This is a genomic window from Acinetobacter sp. AOR14_HL (assembly GCF_027855175.1).
In the GTDB taxonomy this organism is placed as follows: domain Bacteria; phylum Pseudomonadota; class Gammaproteobacteria; order Pseudomonadales; family Moraxellaceae; genus Acinetobacter; species Acinetobacter calcoaceticus.
Genome location: NZ_JAKTII010000015.1, coordinates 105438 through 127867 on the forward strand (window position 1 = coordinate 105438; position 22430 = coordinate 127867).

Sequence of the window (22430 nt, forward strand, 5' to 3'; positions counted from 1 at the left end):
TGCGGATTGGCGACTTCCCACTTTTTTCCTATCATAAGTTCATACAGGAACAGGATGTTCCGGAACATAAAACAACAATAATAGGTTCATGCATCAGGACGTGAGATACGACAGGAGTCATATCTAGCAACCAAATACGAAAAAGCCCGACAGGATGTCGGGCTTTTTTATATTCTTATTTTTCTGCTAAATAGCTTCTTACACGTGCATCATTAAGTAAAGTCATTACCCCTTCTGCAATACATCCATTTAAATCTTGTACTAACACACCACTCGTATGAGGAACAGTAAATGGAATAGTTTGTCCATTTCCTAAAGTTACTTCGAATTTAATTTTACTGCGCCAGAAAAGCAGATTGGTGTAGGTACTACGTAATGAATTTACTTTAATCGCAATCGATTTCGATCCATTACCATCAACAGGTTGACCATTTTTCAATAGTTCCTTTTGAGTCTGTTGTACCATCGTTTCTGTAATAGACTTAATGCTAGAGTCCAGTTTTGTGCCCATATAAGAATATACAATCACTCGTTCATCTGAAGTTTGAGCATTGGTCACACCAGCCTTGCCAACGACCTTCACAGGTTGAATTAAACCTGCACGCAGAGGATATTCTGTACTGACATAAGGCATCGTCCCACAAGCAGTTAATATAAGTGAGCAAATTGAAATAATGAATAAGTTACGCATTGATATTTTCCAAGAAATCTATTGTGATTTATATTTAAGTGTAAGCGCCGCGTATCTTAATGTAAGTTAAAGAGAATTTGATGACAAAAACAAAATAATTTTAAAAAAATATAATATATGCAGTCATTTTTTATAATTAATGAGCTACGTGTAAATAAATAAAAACCCCACTCTAAAGTGGGGCTTTTAAAACTATATCAATTATTTTTAACTAAAGTATCAAGCCACTTGGCCTTCTAAAAAGTCTTGTGCAAAACGTTGTAATACACCACCCGCTTCATATACAGAAACTTCTTCTTCTGTATCTAAACGGCAAGTCACAGGCACTTCCACAATTTCATTTTTACCATCGGCAGTTGAGCGCTCAATCACCAACGTTAAATCAGAACGTGGCGCGATATTACCAATTACGCTATAAAGCTCAGTACCATCTAGTTTTAAAGTCTTGCGGTTTACACCTGCTTTAAACTCAAGCGGTAACACGCCCATACCCACCAAGTTCGTACGGTGAATACGCTCAAAACCTTCTGCCACAATTGCTTCAACACCTGCAAGGCGTACACCTTTTGCAGCCCAGTCACGGCTTGAACCCTGACCGTAGTCAGCACCCGCAACAATAATTAATGGCTGCTTACGGTTCATGTAGGTTTCAATCGCTTCCCACATACGCATTACTTCGCCTTCTGGCTCTACACGCGCTTTTGAACCTTGCTTAATGGTACCGTCTGAACGAACTACCATTTCGTTATACAGTTTCGGGTTAGCAAATGTTGCACGTTGTGCAGTCAAATGGTCACCACGGTGCGTTGCATATGAGTTGAAGTCTTCTTCTGGTAGACCCATTTTATGAAGATATTCACCCGCAGCCGAGTCCATCAAAATCGCGTTTGAAGGCGACAAATGGTCAGTGGTGATGTTGTCACCTAAAATGGCAAGCGGACGCATGTTCGCTAAAGTACGTGGTGCAGCCAACGCCCCTTCCCAATATGGTGGACGGCGGATGTAAGTACTTTGTGGACGCCAGTCATAAAGCGGACTTTCGGCCTCTACGGTTACGCCCAAATCAAACATTGGAATGTAGACTTTACGGAACTGTTCAGGCTTCACAGCTTCTTTAACTAACGCATCAATTTCAGCGTCAGATGGCCAAATGTCTTTCAGGTAAATCGGGTTACCGTCTTTATCGTGACCCAAAGCATCTTTTTCGATGTCAAAACGAATCGTACCCGCAATTGCATACGCCACGACAAGCGGTGGAGATGCTAGGAATGCTTGTTTTGCATATGGATGGATACGGCCATCGAAGTTACGGTTACCAGACAGTACTGCTGTTGCGTACAAGTCACGGTCAATAATTTCTTGTTGAATGACTGGATCTAATGCACCAGACATGCCGTTACAAGTCGTACAAGCATAAGCCACAATACCAAAACCAAGTTGCTCTAAGTCTTTTAGAACACCCGCTTCTTCGAGGTAAAGTGCAGCCGCTTTTGAACCCGGTGCAAATGATGATTTCACCCAAGGTTTACGAACTAAACCTAACTCATTCGCCTTACGTGCCAACAAACCTGCCGCCACGGTGTTACGCGGGTTAGAAGTGTTAGTACATGAAGTAATTGCGGCAATAATGATTGCGCCATCAGGCATTAAGCCGTCAGAACGGTTTTCAACAATACCCGCAATACCTTTTTCTTTTAGGTCCGCAGTTGAAACACGTGCATGTGGGTTTGATGGCCCAGCAATGTTACGTGTTACTTTTGATAGGTCAAAACGTAGTACACGTGGGTACTCTGCTTTGGTCATGTCAGTTGCCCAAAGGCCAATTTCTTTTGCGTACTGTTCAACCAACGCCACTTGAGTATCTTCACGACCTGTTAGGCGTAAGTAGTCAATCGTGTTTTGGTCGATGTAGAACATTGCAGCCGTAGCACCATATTCTGGTGTCATGTTCGAAATGGTTGCACGGTCACCCACAGACATGCTGTCAGCGCCTTCACCAAAGAACTCAAGGTATGCACCAACCACACGTTCTTTACGCAAGAACTCAGTTAAAGCAAGTACGATATCTGTTGCAGTAATACCTGCCTGACGCTGACCAACAAACTCAACACCAATAATGTCTGGCAGACGCATCCAAGATGCACGGCCCAACATCACGTTTTCAGCTTCCAAACCACCAACGCCCACAGAAATTACACCCAAAGCGTCTGTGTGTGGAGTGTGTGAATCTGTACCCACGCAAGTATCTGGATATGCCACACCATCACGCGCCTGAATCACCGGAGACATTTTCTCTAGGTTAATCTGGTGCATAATGCCGTTCCCCGCAGGGATCACATCGACATTTTTAAATGCTGTTTTAGTCCACTCAATAAAGTGGAAACGGTCTTCGTTACGACGGTCTTCAACAGCACGGTTTTTTTCAAAAGCGTCTGGGTCTGCACCACCGAATTCCACTGCTAAAGAGTGGTCGACAATGAGCTGAGTTGGTACAACTGGATTAACTTTAGATGGGTCGCCGCCTTTGTCAGCAATTGCATCACGCAAACCTGCAAGGTCAACCAAAGCAGTTTGACCCAAAATGTCATGACAAACGACGCGCGCTGGATACCAAGGAAAGTCTAAGTCCTGACGGCGTTCAATTAGCTGCGTTAAATAGGCAGTTAAGTTCTCGGCATCGGCACGGCGTACCAATTGCTCTGCAAGTACTTTTGAGGTGTATGGCAGTTTTTCGTATGCGCCTGGCTGAATATCTTCAACGGCTTGACGCACGTCGAAATATTCAAGCTGGGTTCCTGCCAGCGGTTTACGGTATTTTGTGTTCATTAACCACGCTCCGCCAATGGTTTAAATTTGAGGTTTTCAGGGCCTGTGTAGTTCGCGCTTGGACGAATGATCTTGCCGTCTTGGCGTTGTTCAATCACGTGTGCTGACCAACCTGCTGTACGTGCAATCACGAACAATGGTGTGAACATTGCAGTTGGAACGCCCATTAAGTGATAGCTCACAGCACTGAACCAGTCGAGGTTCGGGAACATATTTTTCGCATCTTTCATCACTGCTTCTAAGCGTTCAGCGATTAAGTACATTTTGGTGTTCTCTTGTGCTTGTGCCAAGTCATGTGCCACTTTTTTGATGACTTCGTTACGTGGATCAGAAATTGTATAGACAGGGTGACCAAAACCGATCACAACTTCTTTCTTCTCAACACGGCTACGGATGTCTGCTTCTGCTTCGTCTGCGTTGTCGTAACGTTGTTGAATTACGAATGCAACTTCGTTTGCACCACCATGTTTAGGTCCACGAAGCGCACCAATACCGCCTGTAATTGCCGAGTACATGTCAGAACCTGTACCTGCAACTACACGTGACGTAAATGTAGATGCGTTGAATTCGTGCTCAGCATACAAAATGAGTGATGTATGCATTGCTTCAATCCACTCTTCAGATGGTTTTTCGCCATGAAGTAAATGTAAGAAATGCGCTGCAATTGAGTCATCATCCGTTTCAACTTCAATGCGACGACCGTTGTTGCTGAAGTGGTACCAATAGAGCAACATTGAACCTAGGCTTGCCATTAATTTATCAGCAATATCTTTTGCGCCAGCTTCGTTGTGGTCTTCGTGCTCTGGAGTTAAACAACCAAGGACTGAAACACCTGTACGCATCACATCCATTGGGTGTGCAGACGGAGGAAGTTGTTCAAGTGCAGTTTTAAGTGCTGCTGGTAAGCCACGAAGTGCTTTTAATTTTGCTTTATACGCTTTGAGTTCAGCTTTGTTTGGTAATTTGCCATGTACGAGCAAGTGAGCAACTTCTTCAAACTGGCTACCCACTGCAAGGTCAAGAATGTCATAGCCACGATAGTGCAAGTCGTTACCGCTACGTCCTACGGTACAAAGTGCTGTGTTGCCTGCAACTTGTCCGCTCAGTGCAACTGATTTTTTTGGTTTGAAGCCTGTTGTTGTTTCATTTGAGCTCATAAGATTGTCCTTTCCTATCTATTTAAATTATTTGGGAAACACGGCATATGTACCGTGTTTTACTTCTTATTTCTTTTTAGCAAATGCGTTGTCTAAGTAGTCTTCAAATGCATAGTAGTTAATGCGTTCATATAACTCTTTACGCGTTTGCATAATATCAACCACGTTCTTTTGCGTGCCTTCTTTACGCAAGGTTTCATACACAGTTTCGGCAGCTTTGTTCATGGCACGGAAAGCAGAAAGCGGATAAAGCGCAAGGCTTACATCAGCAGATGCTAACTCTTCAGTGGTAAACAGTGGTGTAGAACCAAACTCGGTAATGTTTGCCAAAATTGGTGCGCCAGTTGTTTGAGCAAATTGCTTGTACATATCAAGCTCAGTAATCGCTTCAGGGAACAACATGTCTGCACCCGCTTCAATGTAGGCACCTGCACGGTCAATTGCAGCTTGCAAACCGTCTACAGCCAAGGCATCAGTACGTGCCATAATCACGAAGCTGTCATCACCACGCGCATCAACCGCAGCTTTAATACGGTCAACCATTTCTTCTTGAGTCACAATGGCTTTGTTCGGACGGTGACCACAACGTTTTGCGCCCACTTGGTCTTCAATGTGCATTGCCGCAGCACCAAACTTGATGAGTGCTTTTGTTGTACGTGCAATGTTAAATGCAGAAGCACCAAAACCTGTGTCAGCATCGACCAATAATGGAAGATCACATACATCGGTAATACGGCGTACATCGGTTAACACATCATCAAGGTTACTGATTCCCAAATCAGGTAAGCCTAAAGAACCAGCAGCTACACCACCACCTGATAAGTAAATCGCTTTATAACCTGCACGTTTTGCCAAAAGTGCATGATTGGCGTTGATGGTTCCAACCACTTGTAATGGCTTTTCTTGGGCTACGGCATCGCGAAATAGCTGACCTGCGGATTGTTTAGCCATTGTTATATTCTCCTTGTGCTTGTAGCAGTGTTTGCTCAATAATTTTGTAAGAAGCATTGATATGTCGATGCATGAGCAGCTCGGCAAGTTCACCATCGCCTTCTGCAATTGCATCTAAAATACGGATATGTTCGTCCCAAGCTTTGCTCGGACGATCGGGTGTGTTTGAAAACTGAATTCGGTACATGCGGATGAGGTGATAAAGCTCATCACACAACATTTTTTCTAGGGTTTTATTGCCACTACTTTTAATAATGCAGTAGTGAAAATCGTCCTGCCCTTCTTGCAAGTAATATCCTTTACCTGCTTTAAAGTTTTCATCTTCAGCATGCATACGCAATACATCGCGTAGCGCCAAGATTTGCTTTTTATCAATATGCTGTGCAGCAAGTTTGCAAGCCAAACCCTCTAAAGAAGCACGAATCTGGTAAAGCTCTTTAAACTGTTGCAGCGATAACGAAACCACGCGCGCGCCCACATGTGCAGTGCGCTCAACTAATTTTTGGCCCTCAAGACGATGAATCGCTTCACGCAAAGGTCCACGGCTAATGCCATAAGTACGCGCCAGTTCAGGTTCAGAAATTTTGCTACCTGCCGGAATTTGACCCAAAACAATAGCCGTCTGTATTTGTTTAAATACATTCTCGGTCAGTGTTCTTCCCTGACTTTGTAATGGCTCTGGTGCGAAGGTCAAATCTTGCATATTGTCGACAATTTTTAATCAATTATGGCTTTTATAGCGGTATGAATGAAAAAAATCAAGGTGATTGTTGACACTTCAGAGAACGCATCAGGTCAATTTTTATAGATTGACCTCTTATTTCACCTTATATTTAGACTATTACGCCGCCTATCTATTAGTATTTATAAAACAAAGATTTAATATAAATTTATCTATAGTTTTATGGTTCTTTCTCAAGTGTTTTTTGGGCGCTAAACTTTTGTTTCAAACTTTAGTCTACAACCCATGTATGACAGTAAGATTGTAGACAATCTGTTGGAATGAAATCATGAGTTAAAAATTAGTATCTATTTACCGTAATTTCTTTTAAATCTTTTTTATCGTTTCTTCTGGAAAATATCGATATTAGTGAAATTATCTGGTGCTTCACAGTAGCTTTATTGGTACATTATTGAGCATCGACATAGTTGTGGCGTATTTTTCGAGACAGAAAAAACCGAGCACTATGCATATTGTTGAATGAAAGGACTTTTTTGATGTTTCAACATATCCCCCCATACGCAGGCGACCCAATTCTCTCTTTAATGGAACAGTTCAATGCTGATACTCGTTCTGAAAAAGTAAACTTGAGTATTGGTCTTTATTATAACGAAGACAGTATTGTTCCTCAGTTAGAGACGATTATTGAGGCGCAAAAGCGTATTGAGCCGAAGAACGGTAAAACTAAACTTTATTTGCCAATGGAAGGCTTCAAACCTTACCGTGAAGCAATTCAAGCACTTTTATTTGGTGCAAACAGCCCAGCAGTTAAAGCTGGTCGTGCTGTAACCATTCAAACTCTTGGTGGTTCAGGTGCATTGAAAGTTGGTGCTGACTTCTTAAAAACTTATTTCCCAAATTCAGATGTTTGGGTAAGCCAACCAACTTGGGATAACCACGTTGCGATTTTCAATGGCGCTGGCATCAAGACTCATTTCTACCCATATTTCGATAACGAAACTCGTGGTGTAGATTTTGACGGTATGTTGTCTACGCTTAAAACTTTGCCTGAGCAAAGCATTGTGTTGTTACACCCATGCTGCCATAACCCAACGGGTGCTGACTTAAACCCAGCGCAATGGGATCAAGTGATTGCAGTATTAAAAGATCGTAACCTTATTCCTTTCCTAGACATCGCTTACCAAGGTTTTGGCGATGGTATGGAAGAAGATGCGTATGCAATCCGTGCTTTAGACCAAGCTGGTCTAAACTTCATTGTGAGCAACTCGTTCTCTAAAATCTTCTCTTTATATGGCGAGCGTGTTGGCGGCTTAACTTTCGTATGTGACGATGCAGAAGCTGCTCAGTGCACATTCGGTCAGTTAAAAGCGACTGTACGCCGTATTTACTCTAGCCCCCCTACAACAGGTGCTTGGTTAGTTGATGAAGTGTTAAATGACGCTGAACTTAACCAACAATGGCAAGGTGAAGTAAAAGAGATGCGTGAACGTATTATCAAAATGCGTAGCATCTTGAAAGATGAACTCACTAAAGCATTACCAGACCGTGACTTTAGCTACCTTGTAAACCAAAAAGGTATGTTCAGCTACACAGGTCTAACTGCTGAGCAAGTTGATATTTTGCGTGAAGAATATGCAATCTACTTAGTACGTAGTGGTCGTATTTGTGTAGCAGGTTTAAACATGAACAATGTTTACACTGTTGCTAAAGCAGTTGCAGAAGTGCTTGCTAAATCAACAGAAGCAGCATAAAACAGCTTTAAAAGAAAAGGCGCTTCGGCGCCTTTTTTTATTTCTCGATATTAAGATTTGGTTTTGCCCCAATACTTCAGTTTTGAGGTATGCCCAATCCCCACATTAAAACTATTTGTTGGGTCGAGTTTTTGGTAGAAATTGGCTAAGGCAGGTTTAGCAATGTAGAGATGCCCAACATTATGCTCTGCTGGATACTCAGCACGGCGTGCATCGAGCAACTTCCACATTTGATGTTCCATTTCTAAAGGGTCATTACCCTTTTTAAGAATATAGTCCTGATGAAAAACATGACAAAAGAAGTGCCCATAATAAAGTTTATGGATAATGTTCTTTTCCATTTCAGCTGGCAGTTGCTCTACCCATTCTCGGTCATTACGACGCAAAGCAATATCAAGCGCGACAATATCTTCAACTTCACTACGGTGCGTGTCACGATAACGAATTGCAGCTCCTGCAATCGCAAAGCGGTGTAAGAAAGCTTTTCGGCCTTCCTCTTCGCTACATACGAAATAACTGCCTGACTGATGCACTGCAAAATATTCTTTTAAAAACTGCTCGGTCTGAGCTTTTGAATTATTTTCAACACGTAAAACTAAATGGTGCTCATAACGATCTCGATATTCCGTCATGCGCTTTGGCAAGTGGCTCGGTAAAAAGAACGTAATGGCCTGTAGAATATGATCAGTTAAGCCTTTTATTTTAAATCTTTCTAAAAAGCCATCGACTTTATCTTTCATCGCAAAGGCTTTTGGAACATTGGCTGTACCGAACTTTTCAATAAACAAAAAAGTATCTTTTCCATACTTTTCACCAATTAAATAAGCATCTCGGTGAATATACTCACCTGCAATCGGTAGACTTGGCAAAGAGGTGAGTAAGTAACGGCGAATTGCTGTTAAGTCATCGGCATCATTAGTACCAATATAAAAGACATTGCTCTCTACTTTTTCATACGTATCAAGGCGTACAGCAAACACACAGACTTTACCTGCCGAACCAGATGCTTCAAATAAACGTGACGGGTCAGCATTAAATCGTGCTGGTGAATCTTCATCGACTTGCGTCACATCGTGGGCATAGCGATGATCCGAGGCCTGCTTTTCACTGTCATCTAAAATATCTACGGCTTGGTATTGCTGTTTCTCTAAACGAGTCAAAATTTCTTCGGGTGTCGAACCTAAATTCACACCCAAATGATTCACCAGTTCTAATTGACCAGCAGCATTAACCTGAGCATATAACGCCAGTTCCGTATAAGCAGGGCCACGGCGTACCAAAGCACCGCCAGAGTTGTTACACACACCGCCGAGTACTGATGCGCCAATACATGATGAGCCAATCACCGAATGCGGTTCACGGTCATAACCTTTTAAAATTTGCTCTAAATTGTCTAAAGTCGCACCCGGTAAACAAATTACTTGCTTACCATCATGAATGACCTGAATGCCCTTTAAACGGCGCGTACTCATGACCAACACAGGACGGTCATAATCATCACCATATGGCGTTGAACCACCAGTAAGGCCTGTATTTGCCGCCTGCATAATCACAATACAATCTGCATCAATTGCAGCTTGTAGCACCTGCCATTGTTCTAGCAATGTGCCCGGCACCACCACAGCCAGAACTTTCCCCTCACCAAAACGACGACCTTGGCGGTACTGCCGTGTACTTTGATCGTCGATCAAAACATGTGAACGCCCTACAATACTCTGTAAACGTTCAATCACTGCTTGAGGAGAAAATGTTTGCATGATGGTTTCCTTTTGGTCATCCACTTATCAAATTAGACCAATACGACGGAGTCTCACCGTTTGTAATTTATAATTTAATTAGCTCATTCTCTAATTCGAATCAGCCCTATATTTACTATCTCGGTTGGCGGCATGGATGCCGCCTGTTGAGCAACTGTACAAGGAAGTACTGTTTGCTCAACAAAAGGTTTTTGGTTACTTTTGACCTTTCAAAAGTGACAAATGCCTATACGCAAAACATTAGCAAATCACCAAATTTTAAGGCTGCGCTTACTGCTTCACTTAAAAAGTTATTTCTTAAAAACCTTGCTTCATCGCCTGTACTAAACAATCCGCATTAATATCCTGAATCGACTTAGCACCTGTAAGCGTCATCGCAACACGCATTTCCTTATCAATCAAATCAAGCAAGTTCGATACCCCTTGCCCACCTGCTGCTGCCAAGGCATACACAAATGCTCGGCCGAGTAAAACTGTATCGGCACCGAGTGCCAGCATACGCACCACATCTAGACCATTACGAATGCCAGAGTCTGCCAAAATAGCCAAATCACCTTTAACTGCATCAGCAATTGCAGGTAATGCACGAGCAGACGACATTACGCCATCTAACTGACGACCACCGTGATTCGACACCACAATGCCATCCGCACCAAAACGCACAGCATCTTTGGCATCTTCTGGGTCTAAAATGCCTTTAATCACCATCGGGCCATCCCAAAATTCACGGATCCATTCAAGATCTTTCCATGAAATTGATGGATCAAAGTTTGAACCCAACCAACCAATATAATCTTCAAGTCCAGTCGGTTTGCCTAAATATTTAGAGATATTACCCAAGTCATGCGGACGTCCCATTAAGCCGACATTCCACGACCAGTGTGGATGGAACATGGACTGCATATAACGGCGCATCGCAGCATTTGGCCCACTCATACCTGAGTGTGCATCACGGTAACGTGCGCCCGGTACAGGCATATCTACCGTAAACACCAGTGTTGAGCAGCCTGCCGCTTTTGCACGTTCCAAAGCATTACGCATAAAACCACGGTCACGTAATACATAAAGCTGGAACCACATTGGTCGGCTAATTGCAGGTGCAACTTCTTCAATCGGGCAGACCGAAACCGTTGAAAGCGTAAATGGAATACCCTTTTTATCGGCTGCCATCGCTGCCTGCACTTCGCCGCGGCGTGCATACATGCCTGTTAAACCAACTGGTGCCAACGCAACTGGCATCGATAAAGTTTCATTAAACAGTTTTGTCTCTAAACTTAACGCTGACATGTCATTGAGCACACGTTGACGCAATGCAATTTCTGACAAATCTTGTACGTTACGCTTTAAGGTATGTTCCGAATACGCTCCACCATCAATGTAATGAAATAAAAACGGGGGTAAGCGACGCTGTGCCGCAGCACGATAATCATTGCCAGAAGAAATAATCATTTTGAATCAACTCTATTTAAACGGTTTGCACGTTTCTGACGAGCTTCGTCTTCATTCAGAGAACGCACATGATTAATCACAAATTCAATATGACCGCAGACAGCTTGGCGTGCGGCCTCGGGATCTTTACGATCGATCGCATCCATGACCTGAAAATGCTGTTCACTCAGCAAGTCACTATTTATTGGATCGTTATAAACTTTTTTACGTCCCAACAAGACGTTGTATTGCAGTAAATCAAACAGGCTACGCATCATTTGAATCAGCACCACATTGTGCGATGCTTCTGCAATCGCCAAGTGGAATTCAGCATCCGCCACCGCAGCCTGCGCTGAGTCACCCGCATTTTGATGGCGACTAATTTCATTAAAATAATGATGAATTTTGGCGCGGTCTTCGGGCGTTGAGCGTAATGCGGCATACCACGCAGTACCCCCCTCAAGTAATAACCGCGCCTCTTGCACATCAAAACGATATAACGGATCTTCTTCAATCAGGTTGCTAATCGGGTTCACAATGAGTTGCTGTGGCCACTGTTCAGGTAACTGCTGAATATAAGTACCATCACCCCGACGGCTAATAAGCACACCTTGACTATTGAGCTGTTGAATCGCTTCACGCAAAGAAGGACGAGAAACCCCCAAGCTAGTTGCAAGCTGGCGCTCGGCAGGCAAACGGTCACCTTTTCTCATGTGACGCTCTTCAATTAATGCCTGCAATTTCATGACCACTTGATCGGAGATTCTCATCGCGTTTCCTTCACTCGAGTTATGGAATCATCCACGGAACTAGATAAGCCTGAACCGTAATAATGATGCCAACAAAGACAGTGAATATGATGCTATGTTTTACCGTGAAACGGAACAAGTCAGATTCTTTTCCAACCAATCCCACCGCTGCGCAAGCAATTGCAATTGACTGTGGAGAAATCATCTTACCTGTCACACCACCACTGGTATTCGCTGCTACAAGCAATACTTCCGGAATACCAATCTGCTGAGCTGTTGTTGCCTGTAATGCGGAGAACAAAGCATTTGAAGATGTATCTGAACCCGTAAGAAACACACCAAGCCAACCTAAGAATGGCGAGAAGAAAGTAAAAGCATGACCCGTATGCGATAGAGCCAAAGCTAAAGTTGCAGATAACCCTGAATAGTTCGCAATAAAAGCAAAAGACAACACCATACCAATAGAGTAAATCGGTGTTTTTAACTCATTTAGTGTTTCACCAAAGGTCGTTACTGCCTCACTCGCTTTCATTTTCAAGAAAATAGCAGTGATGATTGCAGCAATAAAAATTGCAGTACCTGTCGCAGAGAACCAGTCAAACTTATAAATCGCTTCATATGGCTTCATCTCTGAGACAATCGGCGGCATTTTTTCGACTAATTTATGTAAGTACGGCACTTCAAGTTTAAAAATTAAATGTTCCAGTGCCCCATCTTTTGCAAATAATGCTTTAAACGGCTTAACACTCCAGATCGTCACCATGACCGTTAAGATGGCAAATGGAGACCACGCCTTAGCAATTTTCCCAATACTATAACGCTGAATTGTTGTAGGTTGCTGAGTTAGAGTTTGACCAGCTTCAGGTTCAAAACGGAAAATATGTTTTGGTTTCCAAAAACGGAACAACACAGTCAGGCTGACCAATGAAGCAATTGCCGCTGTAATATCCGGTAATTCAGGACCAATAAAGTTAGATGTTAAATATTGTGCAATCGCAAAAGCGCCACCACCCACCAACACCGCAGGCCAAGTTTCCTTAACACCACGCCAGCCATCCATAATCGCCATAATCCAAAACAGGACAATAATGACTAAAAATGGCAACTGACGACCAACCATTTGGCTAATTTCCATGGTATCTACACCAGAAACCTGCCCCGCCACAATAATTGGAATACCCATCGCACCAAATGCAACTGGCGCAGTATTCACAATCAAACATAAGCCGGCAGCGTAAAGTGGTTTAAAACCCAAACCAACCAGTAATGCAGCGGTAATTGCGACAGGAGCACCAAAACCGGCAGCCCCTTCAAGGAACGTACCAAAAGCAAAGCCAACCAGTAACATTTGTAGGCGCTGATCTTCGGTAATTGACAAAATGCTTGAGCGAATCACCTCAAACTGGCCTGTTTTCACCGAAATTTTATATAGAAAGACTGCCCCAATAATGATCCATGAAATTGGCCATAGACCGTAGAAGAAACCATAAATGATGGATGCAAAGGCCATTTGACCCGGCATTTGATAGAAAAAGAGAGCGATCAACAATGCAATAATGACTGTGCCCGTACCCGCAATACTGCCTTTTAAACGAAAAACCGCCAGAGCCAAAAAGAAGAAAATAATCGGGATTAATGCAACTGCACTGGACAGCCAAATATTATTTAAAGGGTCATAAAGTTGTTGCCACATATTGAGCATTGTCATCTCCTTGAAATGCTGGGGCGAATTTTTTGTACCTTAAAATTTTAAACATTTAGCACAATTGGTATGACCAATTAAAATTTACGTGCAAATGTTATTCCTTAAACCACAGATAGCATCATAAACACCGGCATTAGCAAGTTCAAGCATTAAATAATTAACACAATTGGTATGACCAATAGTACCAAGTAAAATCAAGCTATTTCTAATTCATAAATTTATTTATTAGACTAAAGTCGTAAAAATACTTTCTTATAAACTTAAATATAAACTACAGAAATGAAGCGTAGAACTTGAATATAAAAACTATAAACATAACCATTAATTGATAAATGTATAATAATGCTCAAAACTCAAATCATTTGTATTGAACTGAATAATGACTACTTTAACGTGTTTTAAAGCCTATGATATCCGAGGTAAACTCGGCACCGAATTGAATGAAGAAATCGCCTATAAAATTGGCCGCGCTTACGGACAAATCTATAAACCAAAGACTGTAGTTGTAGGTTGCGATATTCGTCTAAGCAGTGAGTCTTTAAAACAAGCGACCATTCGCGGCCTAAATGATGCTGGTGTGAATGTGCTTGACTTAGGCATGACGGGTACTGAAGAGGTCTATTTCGCTGCTTTTCATTTAGATGTACAAGGTGGTATTGAAGTTACCGCTAGTCATAACCCAATGGACTATAACGGTATGAAACTGGTACGAGAAAATGCTCGTCCAATTAGTGCAGATACGGGTTTAAAAGAAATTCAGGCTTTAGCAGAAACAGATCACTTTGAAGAAGTTAGTCAAAAAGGTACTACTCAAAGCTATAACATCTTGCCTGAATTTGTCGAACATTTAGTCACTTATATTGACCCAGCAAAAATTCGCCCATTAAAACTGGTCGTAAATGCTGGTAATGGTGCTGCGGGTCATGTCATTGATGCCATTGAAGAAAAATTCAAAGCGCTCAATCTTCCTGTTGAATTTATCAAAATTCATCATGAAGCAGACGGCACCTTCCCAAATGGGATTCCTAACCCAATTTTAATTGAAAACCGCGACAGTACCCGTAATGCTGTACTTGAGCATAAAGCAGATATGGGTATTGCTTGGGATGGCGACTTTGACCGCTGCTTCTTGTTTGATGAAAAGGGTCAGTTCATTGAGGGCTACTATATTGTTGGCCTATTGGCTCAAGCTTTCTTGATTAAGCAACCTGGCGAAAAAATTGTTCATGACCCACGTTTGGTTTGGAACACCTTTGATATAGTCGATGAATATAAAGGCATTGCCGTACAGTCAAAGTCTGGTCATGCCTTTATTAAAGATGTAATGCGTGAACACAATGCAGTATATGGCGGCGAAATGAGTGCTCATCACTACTTCCGTGACTTTGCTTACTGCGACAGCGGCATGATCCCGTGGTTACTCACCATTGCCCTACTCTCTGAAACTGGACAATCTCTTTCAACCCTCGTTGAAAATATGATTGCCAAATTCCCTTGTAGTGGTGAAATCAACTTTAAAGTGGCTGATACACAGACCACTATTCAAAAGATTTTCGATTTCTATGCTGATCAAAACCCACAAATTGACCGTACCGATGGTGTAAGTCTGGACTTTGGCGCATGGCGTTTTAATGTACGTGCGTCAAACACAGAGCCATTGCTACGTTTAAACATTGAAAGCCGTGCAGACCGTCAAGCCCAGCCAATGCAGCATTATGTAGATGAATTGACAGGATTGATTCAAGGCTAATCCATAATAAAAAAGGAGCGATTCGCTCCTTTTTTATTGGTATTTAATTATATCCATTAGGATTTTTTTTCTGCCAATTCCAGCTATCCTTGAGCATATCCTCTAAACTATATTGCGGTTGCCAACCCAACTCAGCAACTGCACGGCTATTGTCTGAAAAAGAAGTCGCAACATCGCCAGCTCGACGTGCTACAAACTCAAAGGCTACAGGTATGCCATTAACTTGTTCAAAGGTGTCTTTAACTTGCAAAACAGATGAACCATTACCTGTGCCGATATTCCATGCTCGGCAACCCTTCGACTGTAAACGGTTATTTAGAGCACACAAATGCGCATTCGCCAAGTCAACCACATGAATATAATCACGTACACCAGTGCCATCTACTGTGTCATAGTCATTGCCATAAATGGACAATTTTTCACGGCGACCCACAGCAACTTGAGTCACATACGGCATTAAATTATTTGGAATACCTTGTGGATCTTCACCAATACGTCCACTCTTATGTGCACCTACTGGGTTAAAATAACGAAGCAATGCGATTGACCATTCTGGATTAGATGCCGACAACTTTTGCAATAATTGTTCAACAATCAACTTAGTATAACCATAGTTATTACTTGGCATACCTGTTGGCATGTCTTCATTTAATGGCGATATATTGCCTTCGTCATACACTGTTGCAGAGGAGCTAAATACAAGTGTATAAACACCAGCCTTTTCCATCGAGTTAACCAGTTGAATGCTACCCGCAATATTATTATCAAAATAAATGAGCGGTTTTTCTTGGCTTTCACCTACGGCTTTTAAACCGGCAAAGTGGATGACGGCGTCAATTGAATGAGCCTGAAAAATGCGATCAAGCTCATCTGCATTACGAATATCGCCCTGCACAAAAGTTAAACTTTTTTGAGCGATATCTTGAACTCTATTTAGAGATTCTTCTGAACTATTCGAAAGGTTATCAAAAACGATAACTTCATGACCAGCCTGCAAAAGCTCAGCACATGTGTGTGAACCAATATAACCTGCACCACCAGTGACTAGAATTTTAGCCATCTACTTTTCCTAACAATATTTTAATTAATCCGCGCGTTGAAGCATCAAGTGTTGAAAGGTCATTTTGAACACCGTTTAAAATCGGAAGTAGCTGATCAGCAATCTGCTTACCTTTCTCAACTCCCCACTGATCAAATGGATTAATATTCCAGATCACAGACTGCACAAAAACTTTATGCTCATATAAAGCAATCAACATTCCTAAACTATAGGGATTTAATTCTTTCAATAATAATGTAGAACTTGGTTGATTACCTTCATATTGCTTATAAATTGGTAAATTCTCTAATTCAGCCGAGTCTAAAGCTTCATTACCAAAGGCTAGTAATCTTGATTGTGCTAAACAGTTTGAAAGTGCAAGATGATGTTGTTCGACCAGAGCTTCTGCATTTTCCACATAGGTAAAATGATCTGCATTATAACGTTGGACTGGGGCAATAAAGTCACAACTTACAGCTTGCGTTCCTTGGTGTAACAATTGATAGAAGGCATGTTGAGCATTTGGTCCAACCTCACCCCATATAATAGGGCAAGTATCAAGCTCAACTTTTAAACCATTACGCTGTACTGACTTCCCATTAGATTCCATTTCTAGTTGTTGCAGATAAGCTGCAAAATACTTTAATCGTCCATCATAGGGTAATACGGCATGAGTCTGAATATTTAAAAAGTTATTATTCCAGATTCCTAACAGTGCCATTAAAACCGGAATATTTTGATCAAAACTCGTATTTTGAAAATGTTCATCGACTGCATGAGCCCCTGCTAAAAGTTGCTGGAAGCCTTCCACACCAATCGTCAATGCTATAGGCAATCCTATACAAGACCATAGAGAATAACGTCCACCTACCCAATCCCAAAGCAGTAACTGGTTTTCAGGCGCGATTCCCCATTCTGACATTTTGTCAGCTTTTGTAGATATACCAATAAAGTGACTTTTTAATACACGAGCATGTGTTCCTAAGACTTTTTCAAGCCACTGACGCACCGTTTGAGCATTTGATAAAGTATCAATCGTACCAAAAGACTTAGATGAAATAATAAATAAAGTTGTTTCAGGACGAAGTTGATGGAGTAACTCAGATAACTGGCTACCATCCATAGTCGAAACAAAGTGAACATTTAAAGGCTTAGCCGTTTTCACCTTGAAATCAGACAACGCATGAGTAACCATTTGCGGTCCTAAATCAGAACCACCCACCCCAATATTCACAACGTCCTGAATCACTTCACCAGTTGAGCCACGATATTGCCCTGCATGGATTTTTTCCACTAAGGCATACATACGTTGTAACTGGTTATGAACTTGTTCTGTTAAATCTGGGAACTTCGAATAGTCAGCAGGTAAACGCAATGCCCAGTGCATTGCTTCACGTTGCTCAGTACAGTTAATTTTAGTTTGTGAAAAAAGACGATTAATCCATTCAGTTAAGTTTTTAGTATTCGCAAGAGCTACTAATTGTTCTAAAATATCTTTGGTTAAGCGGTGCTTGCTATAATCAAAAAATAATTGATCAAATTTTACAGAATAATTTTGAAAACGATCTGGCTCTAAAGCAAATAGCTCTTTTATATGTAATTTCGAGTTTTTTTCACCTAAAGTTTGCAGATGAGCTAGAGGTGAAACTAATTCCTTTGGAAACTGCTCAATTGATTTGCTCATAAGCGACCTACTCCTTCATAAGCAAAACCTTTCGCCTTTACATAAGCAGGATCATAAATATTACGCCCATCTAAAATTAAAGGATGCTTCATTAATTGTTGTAGTTGCTTAAAGTCAGGACTCCAATATTGCTTCCATGCAGTGACTAGACATAGTGCATGAGCATCTTGTACCGCTTCATATTGATCAGTACATAAAATTAAATCTTCACGATGCCCATAAGCTGCTGCTATTTCATCCAAAGCTTGAGGGTCATGTAGCCGTACTATTACACCTTGTGCCCATAATGCAGCTAATAAAATATGAATCGGTGAGTTATGTATATTCGAAGTATTTTCTTTAAAAGAAGCACCCCAAATCGCAACTGTTTTGCCATTTAGGCTACAGTGATAATAATTCCATAACTTACGGAATAAAATTTCTTTCTGCTGCTCATTAATAGCCCAAACTTGTTCCAAAAGGCGGCTTTTTGTTCCAGTCTCAGATACAGTGCTTGAAAGTGTTAAAATATCATGCGAAAAATTCTCACCGCCAAATCCTACACCTGGTGATAAATATGCAGCACCAATACGTGTGTCAGCAGCGATACCATGTTTTACATTCGCAATATCAATACCTAACTTTTCGGCGACCATAGCCAAGTCATTCATATAACTAATGCGGGTAGCCAACATGCCTGAAATACTAAGTTTGGTGAACTCAGCATCTAAAATCGGCATAAATAAATATTGATAACTAAATTGGAAAAAAGGACGCAATAACTCTTGCATGGTTTCACTTGCATCTCTAGATTCCACACCAATAATGACATGTTTTACATTCAATACGCTGTTGATAGCATTACCTTCCTGAATCACATCAGGGAAGTAAACCCACTCATCTTTTGGCAAATGCTGTTTTAATTTTTCTGTACCGTGCAAACCAAAAGTAGAACCATTAATCATTAACCGTGGGTGAACAATTGGTCGTTCACCCAATTTTTCAACCGTTTTTAATGCAAGTTCAATTTGTGTTGGGCTAAAACAGAAGAAATAAACTTCAATATCTAAAGGAATCTCAGAAAAAGGGCTCTCTTTTAAGAAACCCGCTTTTCGCTGCTTATTTAAGTAATTATTTACGTCTTGATCTTGATACGAAAGTACAGAAATATTTTCTTCACAGGTGACACTTGTACACCAGTAAATTTGATTACCATATTCAGCTAATAACGCTGCCATCACGCCGGCATGTAACGTTGTTCCAAATACTGCGATTTTCATTGCACACCTGATTTTTTCGTATTTTATAGATTTCTCTTCCCTTTACAGGAAGAGAATATACTGCTCAGCTACTATATTCAGTAGTTTTTACAAATGCTTAAGCAGAACTACAAAACTTTATAATTTAAGTTCTTGAATCAGCTGTTTAAATTCCAATCCTAACTTAGGGTGTGCAACACCATAGTGTAGTACAGCTTTCAAATAGCCAAGCTTGCTGCCACAGTCAAAAGTTTGGCCTTGCATCCGGTAGGCTTCAACGGTATCAGTTTCTTGAAGCATCGCAATAGCATCAGTTAACTGTATTTCATTACCCGCACCTTTGGGTGTATTTTCCAAAAGCTGCATAATCTTAGCAGGTAAAATATAACGCCCCACCACGGATAAATTAGAAGGCGCAGAACCTATAGCAGGCTTTTCGATAATTCCCTGCATAGCAATACTTTCACCCTCATTCGGGCTCTGCTTCACATCAACAATTCCGTATTGATCTACAAGATGATCTGGTACTGCCTCAACCATGATTTGAGCAGCTTGACTTGCTTCATAGCGTGAAATCATACGCGATAGATCATTTTTCCCTGAGTTATCTTGAACCAATACATCTGGTAACAACACAGCAAAATCATCTTGCCCAACAATACTTTTTGCACATAAAACAGCATGCCCCAAACCCAAAGGTTGAGGCTGCCTTACACTTACCACACTCACATGAGATGGAATAATCTGTGTAATTTCTTCAAGTAAATTGAACTTTTTCTTTTGCTCTAGAGTCGTTTCTAGTTCAAAGTTTCGATCAAAATAATTTTCAATTGATGCCTTAGATGAATGAGTTACCAAAATAATTTGCTCAATTCCAGCCTCTACAGCTTCACGCACTACATATTCAATTGCAGGACGATCTACCACTGTGACCATTTCTTTGGGAATTGACTTACTTGCTGGTAAAAAACGTGTACCTAATCCAGCTACAGGTAAAACTGCCTTTTTAATCACAGATTCACTCTCTAATTAACCATAATATCTTTGCTACGTTTATACCCATCGACATAGTGTTCGAGTTGACAAAGAGCCCAATCAATATCTTTTTGAACAGCAGTCATATTATTAACCCGCTCAAAAACCTCTTGAATCTCTGTAAGAGGATAAAACTTTTCAAATGATCGAAGAATTCTACTGTGCTCGGTATATTCAGTATTTTCTTGATCAATTAATAATTCTTCATAAAGTTTTTCACCTGGGCGTAATCCACTGTAGTGAATTGCGATATCCCCTTGCTCTGAATCATGTTCACGCACAGTTAAACCACTTAAAGAAATCATTTGGCGAGCTAAATCCTGAATACGGACAGGTTCGCCCATATCAAGTAAAAAGACATCTCCACCTTTACCTAGGGCACCAGCTTGAATAACTAACTGAGATGCTTCAGGAATCGTCATGAAGTAGCGTGTTACATCTGGATGGGTCACAGTAATAGGACCACCTTTTGCAATCTGATTTTTAAATAAGGGAACTACAGAGCCTGAAGACCCTAATACATTACCAAAACGTACAATACTAATTTGAGTTTGCTTTTGAGCTTCAGCCATTGCCTGACAATAAAGCTCAGCCATGCGTTTTGATGCACCCATAACATTGGTTGGGCGTACTGCTTTATCAGTCGAAATTAGAACGAATGTCTCAACACCCTTTTTCACAGCTGCATTTAAACTATTCGCTGTTCCAATCGCATTGTTCTTGAGGCCAGCAATCGGGTTACATTCTACTAAAGGTACATGTTTATAGGCAGCGGCATGATAAACAGTCTGTACGCTATATTGCTCAATAATACGCTCTAATTTTTGTTGATCCTGAACAGTACCTAAAATTGGAACAATTTCACATTGAGCGCTTAGACGTAATTCTCTATCTATGCTGTAAAGAGCAAATTCCGTAATTTCATAAATGATCAACATTTTAGGTTGATTTTTAATAATTTGTCGACATAACTCCGAGCCAATAGAACCACCGGCACCTGTTACCATTACGATTTTATTATGAATATTTTTTGCAAGTAGATGATCTACAGGTGGTACTGGGTCACGTCCCAATAAATCAACAATGTCTACTTCACGAATATCAGCAACTTTTAGTTCACCATCGACCAGCTGAGTAAGGCCAGGAAGTTCCGTAATTTTAAGATGTGCAGGTTCTAACTGTTGAATAATTTCACTTTTGCGTACGCGACCTACTGAAGGTAATGCTAATAAAATTTCATCAGTTTTATATTTTTCAAAACGTTGTAAAGCTTTTTCTAAAGATAGTACTTTCAAACCGCCAACCATATGGTCTTGCAAAGAACTATTATCATCAATGAAGAAGACAGGTAAATGGTTGCCAGAACGATAAAGCACAGCTGCAATTTGCTGACCAGCATCACCTGCACCATAAATTGCGATACGCTTTCTCTCTTCCCCTGTGAGTAATGCAGACTTTACAATAAATCGGATAAATGCACGGCTACACCAAACCCAACTAAACATTAAGAAACCAAACATCAATGGAATTGATGTTGGAACAAAAGCTGCCGAGAATGCATTTAGGCTATATAAAACAACCACCATCAGTGCAACAGCAAGTGCTAATTTTGCAATAAAGGCTTCGTTAAAAGTACGAACAATAAAGCGATATACCCCAGTTACCATTAAACTTAAAATAGCAACGATAGTAACGATTGCTACTCCATAGTTAATCCCTGGGATAACTTCAGCACCTAAATCAAACAGTCGAATGGCATAACATAGCCACAAAATAACAGGAAACGCAAAAAGGTCTACAAGAACCAAAAAACATTGTTTGGTGAGTCTTGGGGCAGACGCAAACTGATAAATAATCTTTTTCACAATACTCTTCTAATCGTTCTAGTAACCGTGCGATCTTTATACTCATTTCTCATATAACTAGAAATAAAATTTACGCAGCGGTTACATAACTTTAAATCAGATCATAATTCAAAAGAAAGCTA

The 22430-nt window shown here is 41.0% G+C and carries 16 protein-coding genes; 2 read left to right on the plus strand and 14 right to left on the minus strand.

Going from position 1 to position 22430, the window contains the following annotated elements:
* Nucleotides 1-175: 175 nt before the first annotated feature.
* The 5 genes from MKL38_RS14915 to MKL38_RS14935 all read right to left on the minus strand — a co-directional run bounded on the left by MKL38_RS14915 (nucleotide 176) and on the right by MKL38_RS14935 (nucleotide 6328).
* Nucleotides 176-691, minus strand: a complete 516-nt coding sequence (locus tag MKL38_RS14915) for a hypothetical protein (RefSeq protein WP_270903639.1) — start codon at nucleotides 689-691, stop codon at nucleotides 176-178.
* A gap of 219 nt (nucleotides 692-910) precedes the next feature.
* Nucleotides 911-3517, minus strand: coding sequence for a Fe/S-dependent 2-methylisocitrate dehydratase AcnD (gene acnD, locus MKL38_RS14920; RefSeq protein WP_270903640.1), 2607 nt, complete (start codon nucleotides 3515-3517; stop codon nucleotides 911-913).
* A complete protein-coding gene (gene prpC / locus MKL38_RS14925) occupies nucleotides 3517-4674 on the minus strand; it encodes a bifunctional 2-methylcitrate synthase/citrate synthase (RefSeq protein ID WP_003655705.1) in 1158 nt (385 codons plus the stop codon). The genes acnD and prpC overlap by 1 nt, the downstream gene beginning before the upstream one ends.
* Before the next feature lie 66 nt (nucleotides 4675-4740).
* On the minus strand, nucleotides 4741-5625 hold the full coding sequence (gene prpB / locus MKL38_RS14930) for a methylisocitrate lyase (protein WP_003655707.1): 885 nt from the start codon (nucleotides 5623-5625) through the stop codon (nucleotides 4741-4743).
* The gene (locus MKL38_RS14935; RefSeq protein WP_005037608.1) at nucleotides 5618-6328 is read right to left on the minus strand and encodes a GntR family transcriptional regulator; all 711 of its coding nucleotides are present in this window, start codon (nucleotides 6326-6328) and stop codon (nucleotides 5618-5620) included. The genes prpB and MKL38_RS14935 overlap by 8 nt, the downstream gene beginning before the upstream one ends.
* 515 nt (nucleotides 6329-6843) lie before the next feature.
* Between MKL38_RS14935 and MKL38_RS14940 the strand changes: the two genes are divergently transcribed.
* Nucleotides 6844-8058, plus strand: a complete 1215-nt coding sequence (locus MKL38_RS14940) for an amino acid aminotransferase (RefSeq protein ID WP_003655711.1) — start codon at nucleotides 6844-6846, stop codon at nucleotides 8056-8058.
* A 50-nt stretch (nucleotides 8059-8108) separates the two neighbouring features.
* Here the strand turns inward: MKL38_RS14940 and dld are convergent, their stop codons facing one another.
* The 4 genes from dld to lldP all read right to left on the minus strand — a co-directional run bounded on the left by dld (nucleotide 8109) and on the right by lldP (nucleotide 13700).
* On the minus strand, nucleotides 8109-9815 hold the full coding sequence (gene dld, locus MKL38_RS14945) for a D-lactate dehydrogenase (protein ID WP_270903641.1): 1707 nt from the start codon (nucleotides 9813-9815) through the stop codon (nucleotides 8109-8111).
* Between the two features lie 297 nt (nucleotides 9816-10112).
* The gene (gene lldD, locus MKL38_RS14950; protein ID WP_042898379.1) at nucleotides 10113-11264 is read right to left on the minus strand and encodes an FMN-dependent L-lactate dehydrogenase LldD; all 1152 of its coding nucleotides are present in this window, start codon (nucleotides 11262-11264) and stop codon (nucleotides 10113-10115) included.
* A complete protein-coding gene (gene lldR, locus MKL38_RS14955; protein WP_005049187.1) occupies nucleotides 11261-12013 on the minus strand; it encodes a transcriptional regulator LldR in 753 nt (250 codons plus the stop codon). The genes lldD and lldR overlap by 4 nt, the downstream gene beginning before the upstream one ends.
* 19 nt (nucleotides 12014-12032) lie before the next feature.
* On the minus strand, nucleotides 12033-13700 hold the full coding sequence (lldP, locus tag MKL38_RS14960; protein ID WP_270903642.1) for an L-lactate permease: 1668 nt from the start codon (nucleotides 13698-13700) through the stop codon (nucleotides 12033-12035).
* A 376-nt stretch (nucleotides 13701-14076) separates the two neighbouring features.
* Between lldP and MKL38_RS14965 the strand changes: the two genes are divergently transcribed.
* Entirely contained in the window at nucleotides 14077-15447 is a 1371-nt protein-coding gene (locus MKL38_RS14965; RefSeq protein WP_270903643.1) for a phosphomannomutase CpsG, read from the plus strand.
* Between the two features lie 43 nt (nucleotides 15448-15490).
* Here MKL38_RS14965 and galE read toward each other — a convergent pair whose 3' ends face one another.
* From galE to MKL38_RS14990, 5 genes are all read right to left on the minus strand, one after another.
* Nucleotides 15491-16507 (minus strand): UDP-glucose 4-epimerase GalE, encoded by a 1017-nt coding sequence (gene galE, locus MKL38_RS14970; RefSeq protein WP_270903644.1) that lies wholly within the window; start codon nucleotides 16505-16507, stop codon nucleotides 15491-15493.
* Nucleotides 16500-18170, minus strand: coding sequence for a glucose-6-phosphate isomerase (pgi, locus tag MKL38_RS14975; RefSeq protein ID WP_270903645.1), 1671 nt, complete (start codon nucleotides 18168-18170; stop codon nucleotides 16500-16502). The genes galE and pgi overlap by 8 nt, the downstream gene beginning before the upstream one ends.
* Nucleotides 18167-19429, minus strand: coding sequence for a nucleotide sugar dehydrogenase (locus MKL38_RS14980; protein ID WP_270903646.1), 1263 nt, complete (start codon nucleotides 19427-19429; stop codon nucleotides 18167-18169). The genes pgi and MKL38_RS14980 overlap by 4 nt, the downstream gene beginning before the upstream one ends.
* Nucleotides 19430-19546: 117 nt before the next feature.
* Nucleotides 19547-20422, minus strand: coding sequence for a UTP--glucose-1-phosphate uridylyltransferase GalU (galU, locus tag MKL38_RS14985; protein WP_270903647.1), 876 nt, complete (start codon nucleotides 20420-20422; stop codon nucleotides 19547-19549).
* An 11-nt stretch (nucleotides 20423-20433) separates the two neighbouring features.
* A complete protein-coding gene (locus tag MKL38_RS14990; RefSeq protein WP_270903648.1) occupies nucleotides 20434-22308 on the minus strand; it encodes a polysaccharide biosynthesis protein in 1875 nt (624 codons plus the stop codon).
* Nucleotides 22309-22430 lie beyond the last annotated feature (122 nt).

Bases quoted from the DNA above. Each gene is read 5' to 3' on its own strand.
- lldR (WP_005049187.1), bottom strand. From the start codon at position 12,013: ATGAGAATCTCCGATCAAGTGGTCATGAAATTGCAGGCATTAATTGAA.
- MKL38_RS14965 (WP_270903643.1), top strand. From the start codon at position 14,077: ATGACTACTTTAACGTGTTTTAAAGCCTATGATATCCGAGGTAAACTC.
- galE (WP_270903644.1), bottom strand. From the start codon at position 16,507: ATGGCTAAAATTCTAGTCACTGGTGGTGCAGGTTATATTGGTTCACAC.
- MKL38_RS14940 (WP_003655711.1), top strand. From the start codon at position 6,844: ATGTTTCAACATATCCCCCCATACGCAGGCGACCCAATTCTCTCTTTA.
- lldD (WP_042898379.1), bottom strand. From the start codon at position 11,264: ATGATTATTTCTTCTGGCAATGATTATCGTGCTGCGGCACAGCGTCGC.
- prpC (WP_003655705.1), bottom strand. From the start codon at position 4,674: ATGAGCTCAAATGAAACAACAACAGGCTTCAAACCAAAAAAATCAGTT.
- prpB (WP_003655707.1), bottom strand. From the start codon at position 5,625: ATGGCTAAACAATCCGCAGGTCAGCTATTTCGCGATGCCGTAGCCCAA.
- acnD (WP_270903640.1), bottom strand. From the start codon at position 3,517: ATGAACACAAAATACCGTAAACCGCTGGCAGGAACCCAGCTTGAATAT.
- MKL38_RS14935 (WP_005037608.1), bottom strand. From the start codon at position 6,328: ATGCAAGATTTGACCTTCGCACCAGAGCCATTACAAAGTCAGGGAAGA.
- pgi (WP_270903645.1), bottom strand. From the start codon at position 18,170: ATGAGCAAATCAATTGAGCAGTTTCCAAAGGAATTAGTTTCACCTCTA.
- dld (WP_270903641.1), bottom strand. From the start codon at position 9,815: ATGCAAACATTTTCTCCTCAAGCAGTGATTGAACGTTTACAGAGTATT.
- MKL38_RS14980 (WP_270903646.1), bottom strand. From the start codon at position 19,429: ATGAAAATCGCAGTATTTGGAACAACGTTACATGCCGGCGTGATGGCA.
- MKL38_RS14915 (WP_270903639.1), bottom strand. From the start codon at position 691: ATGCGTAACTTATTCATTATTTCAATTTGCTCACTTATATTAACTGCT.
- lldP (WP_270903642.1), bottom strand. From the start codon at position 13,700: ATGACAATGCTCAATATGTGGCAACAACTTTATGACCCTTTAAATAAT.